The following is a 21,300-nucleotide window of genomic DNA, read 5'->3' on the forward strand; positions in this document are numbered from 1 at the left end:
TCCCTCGCTTTTCAACCTTTAGATTTGGGAGGTCGGGTCGCTTGGATACCACACCGGCCTCCTTCAAGGCGGTGTATCCAACCTTTTTGAGGAGCTTCTCTGTTTTGGCGCGCTCCTTGTCCAGAGCGGTATCACCTTTGACCTTGGGCATCCGTCCTCTATTTGGCCGTTGTCGTCCGCCGGTAAATGAGATTGCCGGAAATGTCCCGCAGTGTCGTGCTTTGACCCGCGGCCGAGGACTGATTGAGGCGCTTTGCCGCCCGGCAGCCTTTGGGCGGGAAGCGGACGGGCGGGCTATTCCTGCTGGAATTGACAGGGCCAATTTTCTGGCCTCGTCATGCCAGAAGGCAACTCGGTCCGGGCGTCCCCGCAAGCCATGTTGAGCTGCCACTGGGACAGACCCGCCGAATTGGATAGATCGAGGCCCTCGATACGGGTCAGAAAGAAAAAAGCGCCCTCAAAGTCTATCGGTGCGGTGAACTTCGCTCCTCGGAAGTCCGCCCGCGCGAGATTGGCAAACGAAAAGTGGCTGCCGCTGATATCGGCGTCATGGAACTGCGCACGCCCCAATTCCGCCTTTGTGAAATCAACATTGACCAGATTGGCGTTCTGGAAATTCGAGCGCTGCACTTCCGCGCCCGTAAACACAGCGCCCTGCGCGTCCATCTGGCTGAAGTCGGTCCTGTACGCCTCGATTTTGTCGAACCGGGCGCCTTTGGCGGTCGAGCCGGCCAGGGAAGCGCGCACAAGCGTTGCCTTCTCAAAATTTGCCGCAAGGAGATTGCTGTTCCTGAGGTCGGTCGAAGTGAAATCAACACCGAACAGGTTTGCCCCGCTCAGGTCCTGTCCTTCCAGGATGAGAAGCTTTTTGTCACACTCCTGCCAATTGACGCCAGGCGTCGCGGCTGCGTAGCAATCTTGAGCGGCGGTGGCGTTTTGCCAAGCCAATACAGTGCAAACCGCCAGACCCAAGCCGGATCCGCCGTAAGCTCTGGTTCGTCTCAAAGTCATTGTTGCTGGACCCCTCTGCTACTCGTCGACAATCAGCCTTACCACATCTGCTGACACTCGAGCCACGGTAACGACCACCGTCACAGTTGCGCATCAACGATCCGCCGATAGCCAGCAGCAGCTTGCGAAATTATCGAGAGGTGGGGAAAGGCTTTGACGGTAGAGTGAGTCGAGGCGCCGGACCAGGACGGGCTCACTTGCCTCGAAGTTCAGCCTGTTGGAATGGCGCGGAGGAACGAGTAGTGGTATCTAGCGAGCCGGCGGCCTTGATGTTTGACCGCTCGTCCTGCAACTCTCGTATGTCGTCCCGCAAAGTGGTGGCGCAACCGACCACTTCGTTCCGCATTGTTTAAACAGCGTATGACTCAATTACAGTCAAATTTTTTTCTGAGCTGCGAAAAGGCGGACACTAACCGTCAAAAAAAAGTTGCGCTTTTGATTTTAACGGGAAATCGCCGCAAGAAATATTTTGAGGTTTCACCAGCTATGGGATCAATCGAGCGATTTTTGGACCTTGCGGCATTCGATGGCCTACCGAACCGCCTCAAAAAGTACCGTCACCTCTTCGGTTGACCCAGTCGTTGATCGGCCGTCATACGAGCCCTATGCTGGCACGCTGGCCAGTGAAGCAGTCGTCGGCGTTTATTCGCCGGCTCAGGGATTTATGCCCACGCTTCAGGTCGAAGAAAGGCAGGGGTGTCCGTTCCAGGCTTCTTGGCAAGCGGGCTAAGATTATCCTGCCGATTGTAGCTGCCAACCAAGATGTTGTCGGTCACCTCGCTGAAAAGTACACCCAGAAATAGTCAAGCCATCAGGAGCAAATAGGTCATAAGGTGGCCTTGCGGTCCTCCTTCCCGGAGCGGTTTCGCTCGCCTGTTCAAACTCGGACGGCTGTTACCCAAAAACCGCAGTGGGTATTTTATGTGCCATTTTTGCGACATTCTATAGAATTTTGCTTGAATTCAGCGTTTTAGCGGTCACTAAATCAATAAGTGCTCCCATATTTTGCAAATTTGTGAACAATCACGGTTGAGTTGTAACGCCTGGCAATAATGGCGCAGGGGAACGTTGGGGTGGGGTGAAATGAATACGACATCTATGTCGGCGATAGGCAAGCGCCTCGGCCTGCTGACGACGGTCGCCATATTGAGTTGTGGGAATGCTCACGCGCTCACTCTCCAGGAGGCGATGGCAGTTGCGGTGGAGTCCAATCCCGAAATTGGCCAAGCGATCGAAAACCGCGAAGCAATCGAATTCGAGCTACGCCAAGCGAAGGGACTTTATCTTCCCAGCGTCGATGTCGAGGCGTCGGCGGGGGTTCGTCGTCTCGACAATTCCTCCCGGCGTTCGCTGTCCATAGAGGATGACGCGCTCTATCCGGCGGAAGCCGATGTCGTTGTCACGCAGACGCTTTATGACAGCGGCGCAAGGCGGGCGGAACTGAACCGTCAGGCGTCGCGGGTCGACGGCGCATCGTTCCGGGTGCTGGAACGGTCTGAATTCATTGGACTGTCTGTCGTCCAGGACTATCTCGAATACATGCTGCAGGCTTCGATCGTTTCAGAAGCGAAGAAGAATCTTGGCTTTCACCAGGCAATCCTCGGCGACATCCGGCAAGGTATTGCAGGCGGGGCGTTGAACGAGGCTGATCGCCAGCAGGCCGAGGAGCGGCTGTTCGCTGCCAAGGCACGTATGCAGGAGGCGACCGAAGAACTGGAGGCTTCCAAGATACGGTTCTTCAAGACGGTCGGTAAGCCGCTGACCAACGCGTCAAGGCCAGGCGATGTCTCGAGCGCGCTGCCAAGGTCGCTCGACGACGCGCTAGGGCTGGCGCGACAGAACAATCCGCGCGTCCACATGGCCAACAGCGATATCGACGCCGCCGCCTCCCTGGTGGATGCGGCGCGGGCGAAATTCGGGCCCTCCGTCATCGCCGAAGGCCGCGCCCGCGGCGGCTATGACATCGACGGCGACGATGGCGACGCTAGCGACCTGCAGGCGCGGCTGGTGCTGCGCTGGAACCTCTATCGCGGCGGCATCGACAAAGCCAACGAGCAAGAGCAGGTCCGCCGCACCAGCGAGCAGCGCCTTGTGCTGCACCAGGTTCTGCGCGAGATCGAGGAAGCCGTCCGTACGTCATGGGATCGCCGCTTCCGGCAGGCCGATCTGGCAAAGACATTGAAGCTTCAGGCTGCCGCCAACGAAAGGCTGGTGGCGTCCTATCGCGAGCAGTTCAAGGTCGGACAGCGCTCGCTGCTCGACGTGCTCGACGCGCAGAACACGCGGTTCAACACAGCTACGCTTGCCGACACCGCATCCTACGCGTCGCTTTTCGCGCAGTACCGGCTGCTGGCGGCAACCGGGCAGTTGCTGAAGACCATGAATCTTCAGCCGGCAAAACAGGCCACCGCCTATGCCAAGGCCGAGTTCAATGCGCCTGAAACGGCCGACACCGAAACGTATGCGCGCACGCCGTCGGAGCAGACGAACGATCTGCCTTTCGACATCCTCGCACCGGTAAGAAAGAAGTAGGAAGGTCAAGGACGAACGATAGTCCTGCGGGCCGATCGTGAACCCACAACCCAAAATCCTCTCCCCAAAAGAGGCGTTCAAGGCCTGCTTCTCCGCTGTTGCCGGGTACCTCGGCAGGCCGAGTTCCGAGACCGTGCTGTTTGCCGGCGTGCCGCTGTCAGACACCCGCATCGATATCGACGCCATCCGGCATCTTGCCGAACGCATCGGTCTTGAAATCACGGAATTCAGCCATCGCGACTTTCTTCGCGGACGCATCGACCTTCCCGCCATTCTGTTTCGCGTCAGCCAGTTGCCGGTTGCGCTGCTTGCCCAGACCGAGGACGGTGGATTTACGACCGCTCCCCAGGAAGACGGGCGCACGACAATTAGCAAATCCGAGTTTTCCGGAAGTTATATTAGTGGCGGCGTTTCCTTCTCGATAACCTATGCCAACGCAGTAGAGGCGATGAGCGTCGGTTCGGCGGCCAAGATCGAGCGGCGACATTGGCTGACCGGCACGATGGGGCCGTTCTGGCGCACCTATTCGAAGGTCATCCTGTCGGCGGTATTCATCAATCTGCTGGCTCTTGCCTCACCGATCTTCACGATGAACGTCTACGACAGGATCTTGCCGAACAAGGCGATATCGACTCTCTGGGTGCTGTCGATCGGGATCGGCGCGGTCATTCTGTTCGACCTGCTCTTGAAGACCGCCAGAGCGTCACTGATCGACTATGCCGGGCGCAAGGCCGATCTTCGCATCTCCTATATGCTTTTCGAGAAGGTGCTGAACTCGTCCTTGTCGGCAAGGCCCGGCTCAACCGGCGAATATGCAAATCGGGTGACCCAGTACGAGTTCGTGCGCGAGTTTTTCACGTCGAACACCATCAGCGTCTTCATCGACACAGCCTTCGTCTTCGTCTTTCTTCTTGTCATCTATGCGATAGGCGGTTGGCTGGTCGTCATACCGGCCATTGCCTTTGTCGCCTCGGTGATCGTCGGGCTGATCACGCAACGGCGCATCGGCAAACGCGTTGCCGCTTCCATGAACGAGGCTTCGCAGCGCCAGGCCCTGCTGGTGGAATCCATCTCCACGCTGGAAACGATCAAATCGCTGCGGGCAGAGGCGTACCTTCTGCGAAAATGGGCGGAGCATTCCAAGAACGCATCCAACACGTCCGAGAAGATCAAACAGCTTTCGGCTGCCGCCGGCAACATAACCCAAGCCATCCAGCAGATGGTCACCGTCGCTTTGATCGTGGCCGGCGCCTATGCCTTTTCGGAAGGGCATGTCTCGACCGGCGCCATCATCGGCACCGTCATGCTGGCGGGCCGGGCGGTGGCCCCGCTTGGGCAGATTGCGATCACCTTGTCCAGACTTCGCCAGGCGATGCTGTCCCTGCGAATGGTGAATTCGATCATGGCGCAGCCTGAGGATCGGCCGTACACGGTTGGTTTCGTCAACCGCCCCATTCGCAACGGTGCAATGGCATTCAGGAATGTCGGCTTTGTCTACCCGGGTTCCGAAAACGAAGTGCTGACCGGCCTGAATTTCTCGGTGAAGCCCGGTGAGCGGATTGGCATCATCGGCCGCATAGGCTCGGGAAAGACGACCATGGGGAGGCTGATCGGCAGGCTTTTCCTGCCGACCTCCGGCGAGCTGCTGCTGGACGGGATCGACATCCGCCAATACCACCCATCTGAGGTTCGCGCCGCGGTCGGGATCGTCGCGCAAGCCAACGATCTATTTTCCGGCACCATCAAGGAAAATCTCCTGATGGCGTGCCCGGAGGCGACCGATGAGCAGATCGTCGACGCGGCCAAGGCTGCCGGCGTCGACGACTTCGTCTCCCGCCATCCGCGAGGTTACGACATGAATGTCGGCGAGCGCGGCACCAATCTCTCGGGCGGTCAGAGGCAGACAATGGCAATTGCCCGCCTGTTGCTGACCAAACCGAAAATCGTGTTCCTGGACGAGCCGTCCGGCTCGATGGATCTGGCTTCCGAGCGCCAGCTGATCAAGCAGCTCAAAGTGGCTTTCGATCGCAACACGACCCTGATCGTTTCGACGCACCGCTTCAGCATGCTCGAGCTGGCCGACCGCCTCATTGTCATCGAGCAGGGCAAGATCGTTGCCGATGGACCGAAAGACCAAGTGATACAGGCGCTGCAGAAAACAAGCGCCTGACGAACAGACTTATGCGTGAATACAACACGTTGGGGCGTTGGAAATGCTAGCCAGGGAAGACCGTCCGCCGCTTTTTGCGTCGGCTTCGATATTCATTATCGGAGCGCTTTTTGCGAGTTCGGTAGCCTGGGCATCCTTCGCCGAGGTCGATGAAATCGCACGCGGCGACGGCAAGATCATACCGGCGTCGAAGACCCAGATCATCCAGGCCAGCGAGCCGGGCGTGGTTCAGGAAATCGCCGTGACGATCGGTCAGGTCGTCAAGAAGAATGACCTCATCATTCGTCTCGACAACACCTTCAACACTTCCAGCCTTGGCGAGCAGCAGGCCAAAGCTCGGGCGCTGCAGACGCGCATTGCACGGCTCCAATTCGAACAGACCGGCAGTCTCGAGGGCGCGTTTCCCTGCCCACCCGAGATCCAGAAGGTGGCGCCGGAAATCTGCGACAACGAGCAGAAGCTGCTGATCGCGCGGCGCGACAACTTCGAAGTCAAACTGTCGGTTCTCAAGTCGCGCCTCGATCAGCGTGAGAAGGAACTCGACGAAGCCAACGCCAATGCCGATCGCCTCACCAAGAACCTGGCCGTCAGCGACCAGGAGGCGAAGCTGGTCGAAGCGATGGTCAAGAAAGGCCTGATGGCGCGAACCGAGCAGCTCCGCGTCGAGCGCGAGCAGACCGAGCTCAACGGTCAGCTGACGCTTGCCGGAGAGACAATCAAGAAAGCCAGGTCGGCCATCACGGAAGCCAAGCTTCAGGTCGACGAACTCGGCCTGCAGCTGCAACAGGAAGCGCTCAGCGATCTCACGCAGGCGCTGGCCGATCTCTCGGTGGTGGAAGAGACGATACGCGGTGCCACCGACAAGGTGGCGCGTACCGATATCCGTTCGCCTGTCGATGGTATCGTCAACACGCTTGACATCAACACGGTCGGCGCCTTCGTCCAGCCCGGCGCGGTCGTCGCGGGTATCGTGCCGACGTCCGAGACCCTGCTGGTCGAAGCCCGGGTTTCACCGCGGGACGTCGCCTTCATCCGGCCGGGCCAGGATGCCCTGATCAAGGTGACTGCCTATGACTTCTCGATTTTCGGCGGCATCGAAGGCAAGGTCTCGAACATCACTGCCGACAGCCTGGTCGACCAGAAGACCGGCGAACCCTATTATCAGGTCCGTGTCGCCACCGACAAATCGACGCTGACACGCGACGGCAAGACCTATTCGATCATCCCCGGCATGATCTGTTCGGTCGACATCAAGACCGGACGCAAAACGATTCTCACCTACCTTATGAAGCCGATCAACAAGGCGCGAGAGGAGGCAATGAGTGAGCGATAGCGCGGTCTCCCTTCCTGCCGATCGCGACCGGCTGCTGCCACCGCTGGCGGCAGAGGATTTCGGACTGGAGTTCCGGGTTGTGGCGCGTGGCGGCATGCGCCGCGGCATTCGTCTGGAACGGGCGTTCTGGACATCGCTGAAGCAGATGGCGGAAAGCCGCAAATGCACGATCGGCACACTGATCGAGGAAATTGCAGAGAGCCACGCCAACGCCGGAAACCTGACATCGGCAATTCGCGTAGCCTGCATGCGTGGATTGGCCGACCAAAACCTCACCTTGCAGAGGCTCGCGTCGATCAAGACCATCAGCGCCATTCTCGTCGCCTGTCCCTCGCCGGCCTTTGCCCTGGCATCGTCGAAGAAGATCCTGACCTTCAATGCGCCGTTCCAGCAACTGGTGCGGCGGCAATTGCCGGTGGCGCCGAACGAGGACGCGCGCCAGGATCTCAAGCTGGCGCTGGACCTCAATGTCGCCGACATATTCGCTAGGCTCGACGCCAATGGCGAGACGCCGGTCGCGACCGGTTTCGTCATAGGCGCCGGCGACCGCCGCTACCGCGGTCAACTGAGCGCGGTGCGGGCGCCGGTGGTCGAGCCGGAACTGCTGATGGCGTTCGTCTTCGGCGGCTAGAGCAATTCCGGGAAAAGTGTGAGCGGTTTTCGTGGAAAATTGCGTCAAACAAGAGATAGAGCGCTCAAGACTCTCTGATGGGAGCTTACGGCTGCACACCTTCACCAGGCGCGACCGTCGAAAGGCCGCCCTTGATATCGGCTATTTGAGCAGAACCGGTCTTCGCGCCATGGATCCACGCGCGATCGGTGCTGAACGAATACAGCGGCACGTAGGTCGGCAGGTCTGTGTCGCGGGAAACTACATTGCTCAAACTGTCGAGAATGAAGACGCCGCTGCCGGTGCTGACCGACAGCACGGCATGAAAGAAACCGCGCTTGCGATCCTGCAAGACGACCAGCGACATGCTCTGCGCCGGGATGCCTGCATGCAGCAGCGCGGCCATCTTGAGGATGGCGAAATCCTCGCAGTCCCCTGCCCGCCGCTCAAGGATTTCCCGGGGCTTGGCCCAGTAGTCGAGCTTGCCGTAAACCACGCTGTCCTTCTTGTAGGCGATGGCGCGATTTATACTTGAGTTGACGAAGGACAACTTGTCGATGAAGCGCTTGTTCCCGGCTGCCTTGACTATCTCGGCAAAGGCGCTGTTCTTGCGTTCGCACGCGCTGCTCGCGGTACAGTCGACAATTGCCTTGTAGACCGGCGCCCAGCGCGCCGAAACCGGGAAATTGCGCATCGACAGGGCAACAGAACCGAACACGCCGGGAATGATCGCCGCCGTCTGGATCAAGTCGATCCCGGCGGCGGGCGGCGCGATCGAAGAACCACGCTTTTCATCAACGGCAACAGAGCTGCTGAAAATCATGCTGATCCGGTAGGCTGAAACCGGCTGCCATGGCTGCGGCCGAGCCAGCGAAACGCCGCCGAGACTGGACGGGGTTTCGACCGCCGCCAGAACTCCAGCGGCAGCGCCGGCATTCACGGCAATTGCTTTCGCGGATGATGGCTGCGGCAGGCTTGCAATCGCCATTGCCAGCAGGAGGAGCCTGAGCCCGGTTATTCCCAGGGCAGATTTTTCTTTTTTCATGACGCCCACCTCTTGACTGTGGACGGTACCAATATTGTCTCAAATTACTGGAAAGGAAGGTGGATAAGTTTCCTTCAATCGGGAATACCTATTTTGTGTAAAACTTTATTCAAATTTATACTTCTGTTTACCAATCCAGCTCAGCCGGCGGATATCAAACGAAGCGCGGCGCGGCCAATGTATATCAGATTATATCTTCCGGTTTACCACATGTAAAAAATGCCGAGACTTGCATACCGGGATATATGAAATTGATTGCGGGACAGTTGCAAAGCAGAAGTCGTCACTGTCTCTATCCGGGAAATGCCGGAGGGGTTTGGCGATGACGACGAGTAACGATTTGGATACCGTCTCGAATTCTTGGGACGAGCACTCTTCACATGAACATGGCGGCTCGCCATCGCAGGCAGGCATCCAGGTAGCGCAGGCCGCTCAGGCGGCGCCTGCCGAGCCGGTGCCGGTCGATGTCGGCAGTGGCGCACCCGTTCAGCCGGCAGCACCCGCGGAGGCGAAAGCGCCGGCGGCAGCCGCGCCGCATGAATACGTGGCCGACGCCAGCAACATCGTGAAACTTCCGGCGGACGTCTCCATCGACAACATCAAGGTCGACGGCCACAATCTGTTGCTGGAACAGGCGGACGGTTCAGTCATCCTCATCAAGGATGGCGCGCTCAACGTGCCGACCTTCATCATCGGTGATGTCGAAGTTCCGCGCGTGGCCTTGCTGGCCGCTCTTGAAGCGAGCCACGTCGATGTCGCCTTCGGTGCCGATGGTTCGATCTCGGCCGGCCCGGGCGGCGCCCCAGGCAGTGCCGGCGGCGACTTCACCATTCCCCCAGGTGGTATCGGCGACGGCTTCGATCTTTCCGCATTGTTGCCGCCGACGGACCTGCAATTTGGACGGCTGGAGCCGCGTGAGCTGACGATCGGGGTCAGGGAAGAAGATACGACGCCGACAATCGACATTGGCTCCGGATTTGTCGTCAACGAGGCCGCGCTTTCCGACGGGACGGACCCGGCCAGCACCGCCGAGCAGGTTTCAGGGACCTTCAACATCGTCTCGGGTGATGGCATCGGGACGCTTGTCATTGACGGTGTGGACGTGACCAACGGCGGCAGCGTTGCCGGGCAATACGGCACGCTCGTGGTCACCGGCAATCCTACGAACGGCTATAGCTGGATTTATACCCTTGCCGACAACACTCTTGATCATCACGACAACTCATCGACCGGAACGACCGAGGGGGTTTCCGACAGCTTTGCCGTCGTGGTTACAGACACAGACAATGATCCGGCCACCGCGACCCTCAATATTGGTGTGCTGGACGACGGCCCTACGCTTTCGGTCCAGGCAACCGCGCAAGCGGCACAGTTGCTTTCGGTCGAGCTCGACGAGACGGTCGGCGGCGACCGCTATAATGCCGGCGAGACCGAAGATGCCGGCGGCAACGCCAACACCGATGACGGCGTTGGCCTGGCCCAGGTGACGACCGGCCTGGCGGGTGGCCTTTCTTCGCTGTTCGCCGTTGGCGGCGTCTACGGTGCCGACGGGCCAGGCAGCACGACCGCGCAGTTGGCATTCACCGGCATTCCGGCCGGTGGCCTTGCCACGAATCTCATTGCCACGGACGGCGGGGCCATTACGCTCTTCCTCGAAGGAGGAGTGATTGTCGGCCGCGACACGCAGGGTGATCAGGTCCTGACCATTGCGATCACCGGCGCGCCCGGCGCAGAGCAGTTGCAGACCACGCTCTACGAAGCGCTCAACCATGGCGCCGACGGCAACAAGTTCGATTCCGAACTCAATCTGTCGCTGACCAATGGCGGCCAGGTTCAGCTGCAATATGAGGTGACGCGCCAGGACGGCGACGGCGACACCGTCATCGAGAAGGCTACCGTCGATCTGATCGACGGCAACGGCTCGGCATTCTCCTTCGACGATGACGGGCCAAGCCTTACGGTCGGCGCCCACGATGGAGCCGCTGGCCTGCTTTCGGTCGAGCTCGACGAGACGGTTGGCGCGGACCGCTACAATGGCGCTATCGGCGAGACCGAAGACGCCGGCGGCAACGCCAACACGGATGATGCCGGTCCGGGCCTGGCACAGGTCAACACGGCAGTATCGGGCGGACTGACCAATCTGTTCACGATCGGCGGCAGCTATGGTTCGGACGGTCCTGGAACCGTCACCGGAACTTTGAGCTTCACCGGCATTCCGGCCGGTGGCCTTGCCACGAATCTCACTGCCACCGATGGCGGCGCCATCACACTGTTCCTCGAGGGCGGCGTTATCGTCGGCCGCGACACGCAGCTCAATCAGGTTCTGACCATCGCGATCACTGGCGCGCCGGGCGCCGAGCAGCTGCAGACCACGCTCTACGAAGCGCTCAACCATGGCGCAGACGGCAACAAGTTCGATTCCGAACTCAATCTGTCGCTGACCAATGGCGGCCAGGTTCAGCTGCAATATGAGGTGACGCGCCAGGACGGCGACGGCGACACCGTCACCGAGAAGGCGACCGTCGACCTGATCGACGGCAAGGGCTCGGCATTCTCCTTCGACGATGACGGGCCGAAGGCCATTGGCACCGCCCAGATCACCGCGAATGTCGACGAGGATGGCCTGCACAACAGCCAGTCCACCGGAAATGCCGACAATCTTCAGCCTGGCGAAGTGACCGGAACAAACTCCGCGGTTGCCATCGGTGCTGCCGGCGCATTGAATGCAATCGTCGACTTCGGCTCTGACGGCCCGAATGCGACCTCGGCCTTCGGCCTTGTCACCCAAACCACCCCATCGGATTCGGGATTTGATTCGAAAGGCGGCAACGTCCTCATCGTCTCCGACGGCACGACCCTGACCGGCTATGTCGATGTAGGCGCCGGCGCCGGCTATCAGGCGGGCACGGATCGTCCTGTTTTCACCCTGACCGTCGGTGCGGACGGCTCCTATGTCTTCACCCTGATCGATCAGATCGATCATCCGACTCTGGATACGCTCCCGGGCGACAACACCGAAAATACGCTTGCCAATGGCGGTATCGATCTTTCGGCCTTTGTCGTTGCCATGGACGGTGACGGCGATACCATCGGACTGGCGGCTGGTACATTCAAGGTCCAGGTGCTCGACGACGTTCCGCAGATCGTCGCGCGGGATGCCGGCACGACGACCACAACCACGACCGAAACGATCGTCTACACGCTGCAGGCCGGCAACACCGATGTTCGCGGCATGGATGGCGCAGGCAACCACGACATCAAGCTCAGCGCCGTCGACATCAACGAAGGCGACAATTCCGTCAACACCACCGGCACCAAGATCGGCGTTGGCGACGGCCAGATCATCGACGGATACGAAACCCATCCGCATTTGACCGGCCCCGAAATCGTGACGATGGACTTCGTCAACAATCTTGTCATCGCCCCCAACAATCCGAATCCGCCCAGCATCACCGACGGTGGTTCATACGACGTCGACTCGGTCAAGTTCACGATCAATGTTGCGGAAGCCCAGGGTGTCGAAGCCGCCGTGATGTTCATCGGCGCCAAGGACGGTGGCACATTCGAGCCGTTCACCGTGAGCATCAATGGTGTGCTGACGGCCGGCACGGCTGTCTTCGAGGGCGGCGTGCAGGTGGGCTATGCCTTCGCCGGCGTGCCCGATGGTGCGACTGTCGAGGTCATCGGCAGCACCCCGTTCGACCAGCTCAAGGTGGGCAACTACAACGATTTTACCTTCGATTCCAACGCTGGCGGAACCGATGCGACCCTGACTGGCGGCAACCCGTTCAAGATCTTCGGCATCGAAGCCAAGGTCACGACAGTCACAACGCAGACCGAGGTCTTCCGGGTCAGCCACGACGAGTCCGCCGGCGTCAACAACGCCGCAGATCCCAATCCGGCGGATGACACCGCTCTCTCCCCGCCAGCTCTGGTGGACGAGCCGGGGGCGTTGGGCTACGCAAAATCGTCAGCCAGCGCGCTCGGCCTTTTCAACGCCTCGGTCGGCGCCGATGACGACGCGACATTCTCGTTTGCCGTCACCGACGCGATTGGCAATCCGCTGTCAAACGTCGATTCCGGCCTGAAGACACTCGACGGCTCGGCGATCATGCTCTCGACAAATGCGGACGGCGTTCTCGTTGGTTCTGCCAACGGCGTCGACGTCTTCAAGGTTTATGTCGATCCGACCGGAGCGGTCTGGATCGGGCAATATCAGCCGATCGCTCACAATGTCGACGGTTCAAGCACCGCAGCCTTTGACGACATAGCGACCGTCGCCGCCGACCTGCACGTCAAGGCCACCATCACCGATTTCGACGGCGACACGAGCACCGCCGTATCCCATGTCGCGTTGAGCATCGAATTCCAGGATGATGGCCCGGTTGCGGTCAACGATCAGGACTCGGTCACCGAAGATGGGCCGCTCACGGCAGACGGCAATGTGATCACGGGCGTGGGTGGCGCCGACGCAAACGCAACCGACGGCCACGCGGATCACCTCGGCACCGACGGCTTGGGCTCGATCACCTGGGACGGCGCCGTTGCCAACCACGTTGCTGGAACCTACGGCCAGCTTACGGTGGGCGCCGACGGCAGCTACACATATGTGCTCTACACCCAAGCCCAGAACCCGGCCGGGTATGCCGCGGTACAGGCGCTGGATGTCGGCCAGACCGTGGCCGAGAGCTTCGACTATGCTGTGGCGGATGGCGACGGCGATACCGCTCTGGCGTCCCTGACCATCACCATCAACGGCACCAACGACGTGCCGCAGATCGTCGTCGACCAGGGCAACCCGGCCGGCGCGCACGACCTGGTCTATGAAGCCGGCCTTGCGGCGGGCTCGGCGGCCGGCAACGGCAGCACGGTGGCGACCGGCACCTTCACGGTATCGGACCCCGACGGCCTCGACGACGTCCAGAGCGTCACCATCGGCGGCACCACGGTTGCCATCGGCAGCCTCAACGGTTCGACCTTCCCGGGCGACCACGGCACGCTGCTGATCACCGGCTACAACGCCGTAACCGGCGTAGCGACCTACCAGTACACGCTGACCAGTCCGACCACGGACGTTCCCGCCGTCACCGAGACCGAGACCTTCTCGCTCACCGTCTCGGACGGCACCTCGTCCTCGGCTCCGGCGGCGATCGTGATCGATATCGTCGACGACGTGCCCAATGCGGTCAACGACACCAACTCCATCAGCGAGGACGCGGTTGCGCCGGTCAACGGCAATGTGCTGACCAACGACGTGCACGCCAACAACCAGCCGGGCGCCGACACGCCGACGAGCTTCGTCAGCTGGGACGGCTCGACGACGGGCGCGCATGGCACCTTCGCGCCCAATGGCGACGGCACCTACACCTATACGCTCAACAACGCCGATCCGGCGGTGCAGGCGCTCGATGTCGGCCAGACGCTGACAGAGACCTTCAACTACACGATGAAGGACGCCGACGGCGATACCGCTCTGGCGTCCCTGACCATCACCATCAACGGCACCAACGACGTGCCGCAGATCGTCGTCGACCAGGGCAACCCGGCCGGCGCGCACGACCTGGTCTATGAAGCCGGCCTTGCGGCGGGCTCGGCGGCCGGCAACGGCAGCACGGTGGCGACCGGCACCTTCACGGTATCGGACCCCGACGGCCTCGACGACGTCCAGAGCGTCACCATCGGCGGCACCACGGTTGCCATCGGCAGCCTCAACGGTTCGACCTTCCCGGGCGACCACGGCACGCTGCTGATCACCGGCTACAACGCGGTAACCGGCGTAGCGACCTACCAGTACACGCTGACCAGCCCGACCACGGACGTTCCCGCCGTCACCGAGACCGAGACCTTCTCGCTCACCGTCTCGGACGGCACCTCGTCCTCGGCTCCGGCGGCGATCGTGATCGATATCGTCGACGACGTGCCCAATGCGGTCAACGACACCAACTCCATCAGCGAGGACGCGGTTGCGCCGGTCAACGGCAATGTGCTGACCAACGACGTGCACGCCAACAACCAGCCGGGCGCCGACACGCCGACGAGCTTCGTCAGCTGGGACGGCTCGACGACGGGCGCGCATGGCACCTTCGCGCCCAATGGCGACGGCACCTACACCTATACGCTCAACAACGCCGATCCGGCGGTGCAGGCGCTCGATGTCGGCCAGACGCTGACAGAGACCTTCAACTACACGATGAAGGACGCCGACGGCGATACCGCTCTGGCGTCCCTGACCATCACCATCAACGGCACCAACGACGTGCCGCAGATCGTCGTCGACCAGGGCAACCCGGCCGGCGCGCACGACCTGGTCTATGAAGCCGGCCTTGCGGCGGGCTCGGCGGCCGGCAACGGCAGCACGGTGGCGACCGGCACCTTCACGGTATCGGACCCCGACGGCCTCGACGACGTCCAGAGCGTCACCATCGGCGGCACCACGGTTGCCATCGGCAGCCTCAACGGTTCGACCTTCCCGGGCGACCACGGCACGCTGCTGATCACCGGCTACAACGCGGTAACCGGCGTAGCGACCTACCAGTACACGCTGACCAGCCCGACCACGGACGTTCCCGCCGTCACCGAGACCGAGACCTTCTCGCTCACCGTCTCGGACGGCACCTCCTCGTCAGCCCCGGCGGCAATCGTGATCGATATCGTCGACGACGTGCCCAATGCGGTCAACGACACCAACTCCATCAGCGAGGACGCGGTTGCGCCGGTCAACGGCAATGTGCTGACCAACGACGTGCACGCCAACAACCAGCCGGGCGCCGACACGCCGACGAGCTTCGTCAGCTGGGACGGCTCGACGACGGGCGCGCATGGCACCTTCGCGCCCAATGGCGACGGCACCTACACCTATACGCTCAACAACGCCGATCCGGCGGTGCAGGCGCTCGATGTCGGCCAGACGCTGACAGAGACCTTCAACTACACGATGAAGGACGCCGACGGCGACACCGACACGGCAACGCTGACCATCACCATCAACGGCACCAACGACGTGCCGCAGATCGTCGTCGACCAGGGCAACCCGGCCGGCGCGCACGACCTGGTCTATGAAGCCGGCCTTGCGGCGGGCTCGGCGGCCGGCAACGGCAGCACGGTGGCGACCGGCACCTTCACGGTATCGGACCCCGACGGCCTCGACGACGTCCAGAGCGTCACCATCGGCGGCACCACGGTTGCCATCGGCAGCCTCAACGGTTCGACCTTCCCGGGCGACCACGGCACGCTGCTGATCACCGGCTACAACGCCGTAACCGGCGTAGCGACCTACCAGTACACGCTGACCAGTCCGACCACGGACGTTCCCGCCGTCACCGAGACCGAGACCTTCTCGCTCACCGTCTCGGACGGCACCTCGTCCTCGGCTCCGGCGGCGATCGTCATCGATATCGTCGACGACGTGCCCAATGCGGTCAACGACACCAACTCCATCAGCGAGGACGCGGTTGCGCCGGTCAACGGCAATGTGCTGACCAACGACGTGCACGCCAACAACCAGCCGGGCGCCGACACGCCGACGAGCTTCGTCAGCTGGGACGGCTCGACGACGGGCGCGCATGGCACCTTCGCGCCCAATGGCGACGGCACCTACACCTATACGCTCAACAACGCCGATCCGGCGGTGCAGGCGCTCGATGTCGGCCAGACGCTGACAGAGACCTTCAACTACACGATGAAGGACGCCGACGGCGACACCGACACGGCAACGCTGACCATCACCATCAACGGCACCAACGACGTGCCGCAGATCGTCGTCGACCAGGGCAACCCGGCCGGCGCGCACGACCTGGTCTATGAAGCCGGCCTTGCGGCGGGCTCGGCGGCCGGCAACGGCAGCACGGTGGCGACCGGCACCTTCACGGTATCGGACCCCGACGGCCTCGACGACGTCCAGAGCGTCACCATCGGCGGCACCACGGTTGCCATCGGCAGCCTCAACGGTTCGACCTTCCCGGGCGACCACGGCACGCTGCTGATCACCGGCTACAACGCCGTAACCGGCGTAGCGACCTACCAGTACACGCTGACCAGTCCGACCACGGACGTTCCCGCCGTCACCGAGACCGAGACCTTCTCGCTCACCGTCTCGGACGGCACCTCGTCCTCGGCTCCGGCGGCGATCGTGATCGATATCGTCGACGACGTGCCCAATGCGGTCAACGACACCAACTCCATCAGCGAGGACGCGGTTGCGCCGGTCAACGGCAATGTGCTGACCAACGACGTGCACGCCAACAACCAGCCGGGCGCCGACACGCCGACGAGCTTCGTCAGCTGGGACGGCTCGACGACGGGCGCGCATGGCACCTTCGCGCCCAATGGCGACGGCACCTACACCTATACGCTCAACAACGCCGATCCGGCGGTGCAGGCGCTCGATGTCGGCCAGACGCTGACAGAGACCTTCAACTACACGATGAAGGACGCCGACGGCGATACCGCTCTGGCGTCCCTGACCATCACCATCAACGGCACCAACGACGTGCCGCAGATCGTCGTCGACCAGGGCAACCCGGCCGGCGCGCACGACCTGGTCTATGAAGCCGGCCTTGCGGCGGGCTCGGCGGCCGGCAACGGCAGCACGGTGGCGACCGGCACCTTCACGGTATCGGACCCCGACGGCCTCGACGACGTCCAGAGCGTCACCATCGGCGGCACCACGGTTGCCATCGGCAGCCTCAACGGTTCGACCTTCCCGGGCGACCACGGCACGCTGCTGATCACCGGCTACAACGCGGTAACCGGCGTAGCGACCTACCAGTACACGCTGACCAGCCCGACCACGGACGTTCCCGCCGTCACCGAGACCGAGACCTTCTCGCTCACCGTCTCGGACGGCACCTCGTCCTCGGCTCCGGCGGCGATCGTGATCGATATCGTCGACGACGTGCCCAATGCGGTCAACGACACCAACTCCATCAGCGAGGACGCGGTTGCGCCGGTCAACGGCAATGTGCTGACCAACGACGTGCACGCCAACAACCAGCCGGGCGCCGACACGCCGACGAGCTTCGTCAGCTGGGACGGCTCGACGACGGGCGCGCATGGCACCTTCGCGCCCAATGGCGACGGCACCTACACCTATACGCTCAACAACGCCGATCCGGCGGTGCAGGCGCTCGATGTCGGCCAGACGCTGACAGAGACCTTCAACTACACGATGAAGGACGCCGACGGCGACACCGACACGGCAACGCTGACCATCACCATCAACGGCACCAACGACGTGCCGCAGATCGTCGTCGACCAGGGCAACCCGGCCGGCGCGCACGACCTGGTCTATGAAGCCGGCCTTGCGGCGGGCTCGGCGGCCGGCAACGGCAGCACGGTGGCGACCGGCACCTTCACGGTATCGGACCCCGACGGCCTCGACGACGTCCAGAGCGTCACCATCGGCGGCACCACGGTTGCCATCGGCAGCCTCAACGGTTCGACCTTCCCGGGCGACCACGGCACGCTGCTGATCACCGGCTACAACGCCGTAACCGGCGTAGCGACCTACCAGTACACGCTGACCAGTCCGACCACGGACGTTCCCGCCGTCACCGAGACCGAGACCTTCTCGCTCACCGTCTCGGACGGCACCTCGTCCTCGGCTCCGGCGGCAATCGTCATCGACATCGTCGACGACGTGCCGACCGCCAACAATGACACCTGGGGCCTGACCGTCACCGGCGCCACAATCCTCACCGGTCTCTTGACCAATGACGTGTTTGGCGCCGACGGCGTCGATACGGACAATGCTCCAACGCCAGGCCAAGTGACCGTAACGACAAACGGCGCCCACGGCACGGTGGTCTATAACAACAATGGAACGTTCACCTACACGCCGACGGGCATCTATATCGGGTCGGACTCTTTCACATACACGATCAAGGACGGTGACGGCGACACTTCGACGGCCACGGTGACCCTGAATGTGCAGACCAACACCGTTCCATCGGGTGGCGGGACTGCATCGTTGACATTGAACGAAGCCGCGCTCGACACCACGCTCGATGCTTCGGCGCCTGCGGATCTCCAAGCCGGGGCCGTGACCGGCACCAACCCAGGCAGCCGCGGCGAGACGGCGCAAGCAATCAGCGGCATCACCTTCACCACGACCGGCGAAGCCATTAATGTTGCATTCGCCAACCCGACCGGCGATCCAAACTGGGTGGCGCCGACTGTTTCTGGCCTAGCCTCTGGATACACAATCAGCTGGGCGCTCGTGGGCAACCAACTCGTCGGCAGTCTGATACAAACGGCCGGCAGCGTGAACCTCGGCGCATTCGTCTATCTGGCGCTGTCAAACACAAGCGCCGGCGCCAACAGTTCGTTGACACCCGTCGTTACCGCGACACTGACCGACCAGCTCCAGCATCTTGCCGGCTCGGGCAACGTCACCATCAACGGGCTTCAGGTGGTGGCAACCGACACCAGCGGTGATCATGTTTCCGGATCGGTCAATCTGACGGTCCTGGACGACGTTCCGCTGCCATTCAAGCCGGATGGCATCTTCGTGGAAAACACCACGCATACGGTGCTGACGGAGAGCATCAATTTTGCCGCGAGCGCCGGTGCTGACGGCGTTGGCAATGTCGTGTTCAACGTGACCGAAGGCGCGGCCGTCACATCAGGCAGCACAAACATATTCCTGAATGGCGAGCAGGTCTTCTTCCACGTCGTCGATACGCATACTGTGGAGGGACGGACCTCGGCCGCGAACGGCAGCGACCTCGCTTTCACGGCGACCCTGAACCCGGCGACAGATACTTGGACATACACCCAGGCCGCGACGATGTTTGCCGGCAACCAGTTCAATACGGCGAACTTCTCGCCAAGCGGCGGCAACAACCAAGCGATTGTCCTGGACTCCATCGGCTCAACCAGCGACCTGCTTGCAACCGCCAACAGCCCCAATTTCGTGAACACCAGCACAGGCAGTTGGGGCGTCGATGGCGGAAACAGCATCAGCCCTGGTGAGAAGATCCGCTTCGATTTCGTCAGCAATGCAACCACCGACGGCACCATCGCCGGAACCCCCGCGGGCATCGGGGCGGGAACCCACTATACGGATCACTACGAGGTGGCTAGCTATACACAGGGGATTGGCAATGTCTCGGGACCGGGCCTGGTTTCGATAACGATCCGCCCGGTCAACGCCGACTATGATAACACCTACATAGGTGATGTTACCGGCGAAAGCACGGCCCTCGGCGCCTTGGTCACTGTCGTCAACGGCTCCGGCGGAGCTACTCCGACCGCAACGAACAATGGGGACGGAACGTGGACGATCACCGGTCTCGCGCAAGGCGACACCTTTACCGTGGTTGCAAATTCAGACCCGTTCAGCGCAATCGAAATTTCGGCCAATGTAGGCTCGAATGACTTCAAGCTAGGCCCGGTCACCTACACGACCGCCAACGCCGTCACACCGTTCGACATCTCGATCCCGGTCACGGCGACCGACGGTGACGGCGACCCAATTGCCGGGTCAGTGACGGCACACCTTTCGCCCGATCTCAGCACCTGGCAAGGAACTTCGGGCGTGGACACTCACACCACGACCGCGACAGAAACCACGCTGCTCGGCGAGGACGGTAACGACACCCTCAATGGACTCAATCTCCAGGCTGATATCCTCTCCGGCGGACGCGGCGATGATACCTTGTCGGGCAACTCCGGTAACGACACGCTTTACGGCGGCTCGGGAGCGGACATATTGTTCGGCGGCGACGGCAACGACCTGCTGATCGGCGGTTCCGGTCAGGACACGCTCACCGGTGGTATAGGCGTCGATACGTTCAAGCTCGAGCACCTCGACATCAAAGATCTTATCGCTGACTACAGCGGTGTCGGCGGCCATGGCGACATCATCGACCTTACCTCCTTGTTCGATACAGCCGCCGGAGGGGCCAATGTCGGCGACTTCGTGAACTACAATGCGGGAACGAACACTGTCAGCGTCGACGCCGACGGTTTGGCCAACGGCGCCAATTTCGTGGACGTGGCCACCTTGACGAATGCACCCGTCGCCAACACGATCACCCTGCTCTACGATGACGGAGTGACGCAGCATACGACAACGGCAAACGTGGTCTAGGAGCATGGTGCGGGGCCACGCGACTATGCTATGTATTAGAGATTAGGAATACAGAGGGGGATCTCATCATGAAACGTTCCGTAAGACTGTTGGTTTCCGCTGCGACGCTGTTTCTGGCAGTCGGGTCGACGGGTTATGCCGCCGACATCATCGAAGGGCCGGTGGCCGACTATTGCCGGACCGTCGGCACATCGAACCTGGTGTTGAACGACAACATCGTCGATCTCAAGGTCCAGGTGGTCAAGCTGATGGACGAGTCGGTGGCCGTCGCCAACAGCTCGGAATGGATCAATTCATCCCGCCCCGCCTTCGTCTGGGCGTCGGAAGCCAAGGTCGCCTGCGGCATGGCCTATGGCTACCTCAAGACGAACTACAAGGACGAGGACACGCTCAACAAGTGCGAGTGCTTCCACGACCGCATGGTCGAGTACATGAACTGACCGAAAGGGATCCGGCAGTGCCGGTTGGCTGACCCGATGGTCGGCGGACGATTGACGAGGGCGATCGC

The 21,300-nt window shown here is 61.6% G+C and carries 8 protein-coding genes; 6 read left to right on the forward strand and 2 right to left on the reverse strand.

All coding sequences use genetic code 11. The annotated features are described in order from the left end of the window. Positions 1-294: 294 nt before the first annotated feature. Positions 295-1,011 carry a pentapeptide repeat-containing protein gene (locus tag ACYG9Z_RS05855; RefSeq protein WP_023681073.1) on the reverse strand — a complete coding sequence of 239 codons (717 nt, stop codon included), beginning with the start codon at positions 1,009-1,011 and terminating at the stop codon, positions 295-297. Between the two features lie 1,083 nt (positions 1,012-2,094). Between ACYG9Z_RS05855 and ACYG9Z_RS05860 the strand changes: the two genes are divergently transcribed. Genes ACYG9Z_RS05860 through ACYG9Z_RS05875 form a run of 4 tightly spaced genes read left to right on the forward strand, consistent with a single transcriptional unit; the run spans position 2,095 to position 7,677 of the window. Then, the gene (locus tag ACYG9Z_RS05860) at positions 2,095-3,543 is read left to right on the forward strand and encodes a TolC family protein (RefSeq protein ID WP_023681072.1); all 1,449 of its coding nucleotides are present in this window, start codon (positions 2,095-2,097) and stop codon (positions 3,541-3,543) included. 37 nt (positions 3,544-3,580) lie between these two features. Further along, positions 3,581-5,713: a type I secretion system permease/ATPase gene (locus tag ACYG9Z_RS05865; protein ID WP_031244127.1), complete on the forward strand. Its 2,133-nt coding sequence runs from the start codon at positions 3,581-3,583 to the stop codon at positions 5,711-5,713. A gap of 43 nt (positions 5,714-5,756) precedes the next feature. Then, positions 5,757-7,046: an HlyD family type I secretion periplasmic adaptor subunit gene (locus ACYG9Z_RS05870; protein ID WP_023752188.1), complete on the forward strand. Its 1,290-nt coding sequence runs from the start codon at positions 5,757-5,759 to the stop codon at positions 7,044-7,046. Continuing rightward, a complete protein-coding gene (locus tag ACYG9Z_RS05875) occupies positions 7,036-7,677 on the forward strand; it encodes a ribbon-helix-helix domain-containing protein (protein ID WP_023681069.1) in 642 nt (213 codons plus the stop codon). The genes ACYG9Z_RS05870 and ACYG9Z_RS05875 overlap by 11 nt, the downstream gene beginning before the upstream one ends. 85 nt (positions 7,678-7,762) lie before the next feature. Here the strand turns inward: ACYG9Z_RS05875 and ACYG9Z_RS05880 are convergent, their stop codons facing one another. Further along, positions 7,763-8,701: a transglutaminase-like cysteine peptidase gene (locus ACYG9Z_RS05880; RefSeq protein ID WP_023752189.1), complete on the reverse strand. Its 939-nt coding sequence runs from the start codon at positions 8,699-8,701 to the stop codon at positions 7,763-7,765. 322 nt (positions 8,702-9,023) lie between these two features. Between ACYG9Z_RS05880 and ACYG9Z_RS05885 the strand changes: the two genes are divergently transcribed. Next, complete coding sequence (locus ACYG9Z_RS05885; protein ID WP_460222883.1) at positions 9,024-20,792, forward strand: VCBS domain-containing protein; 11,769 nt, start codon at positions 9,024-9,026, stop codon at positions 20,790-20,792. A 68-nt stretch (positions 20,793-20,860) separates the two neighbouring features. Next, positions 20,861-21,232: a hypothetical protein gene (locus tag ACYG9Z_RS05890; protein ID WP_031243544.1), complete on the forward strand. Its 372-nt coding sequence runs from the start codon at positions 20,861-20,863 to the stop codon at positions 21,230-21,232. Positions 21,233-21,300 lie beyond the last annotated feature (68 nt).

The organism is Mesorhizobium sp. RSR380A, from assembly GCF_054719385.1.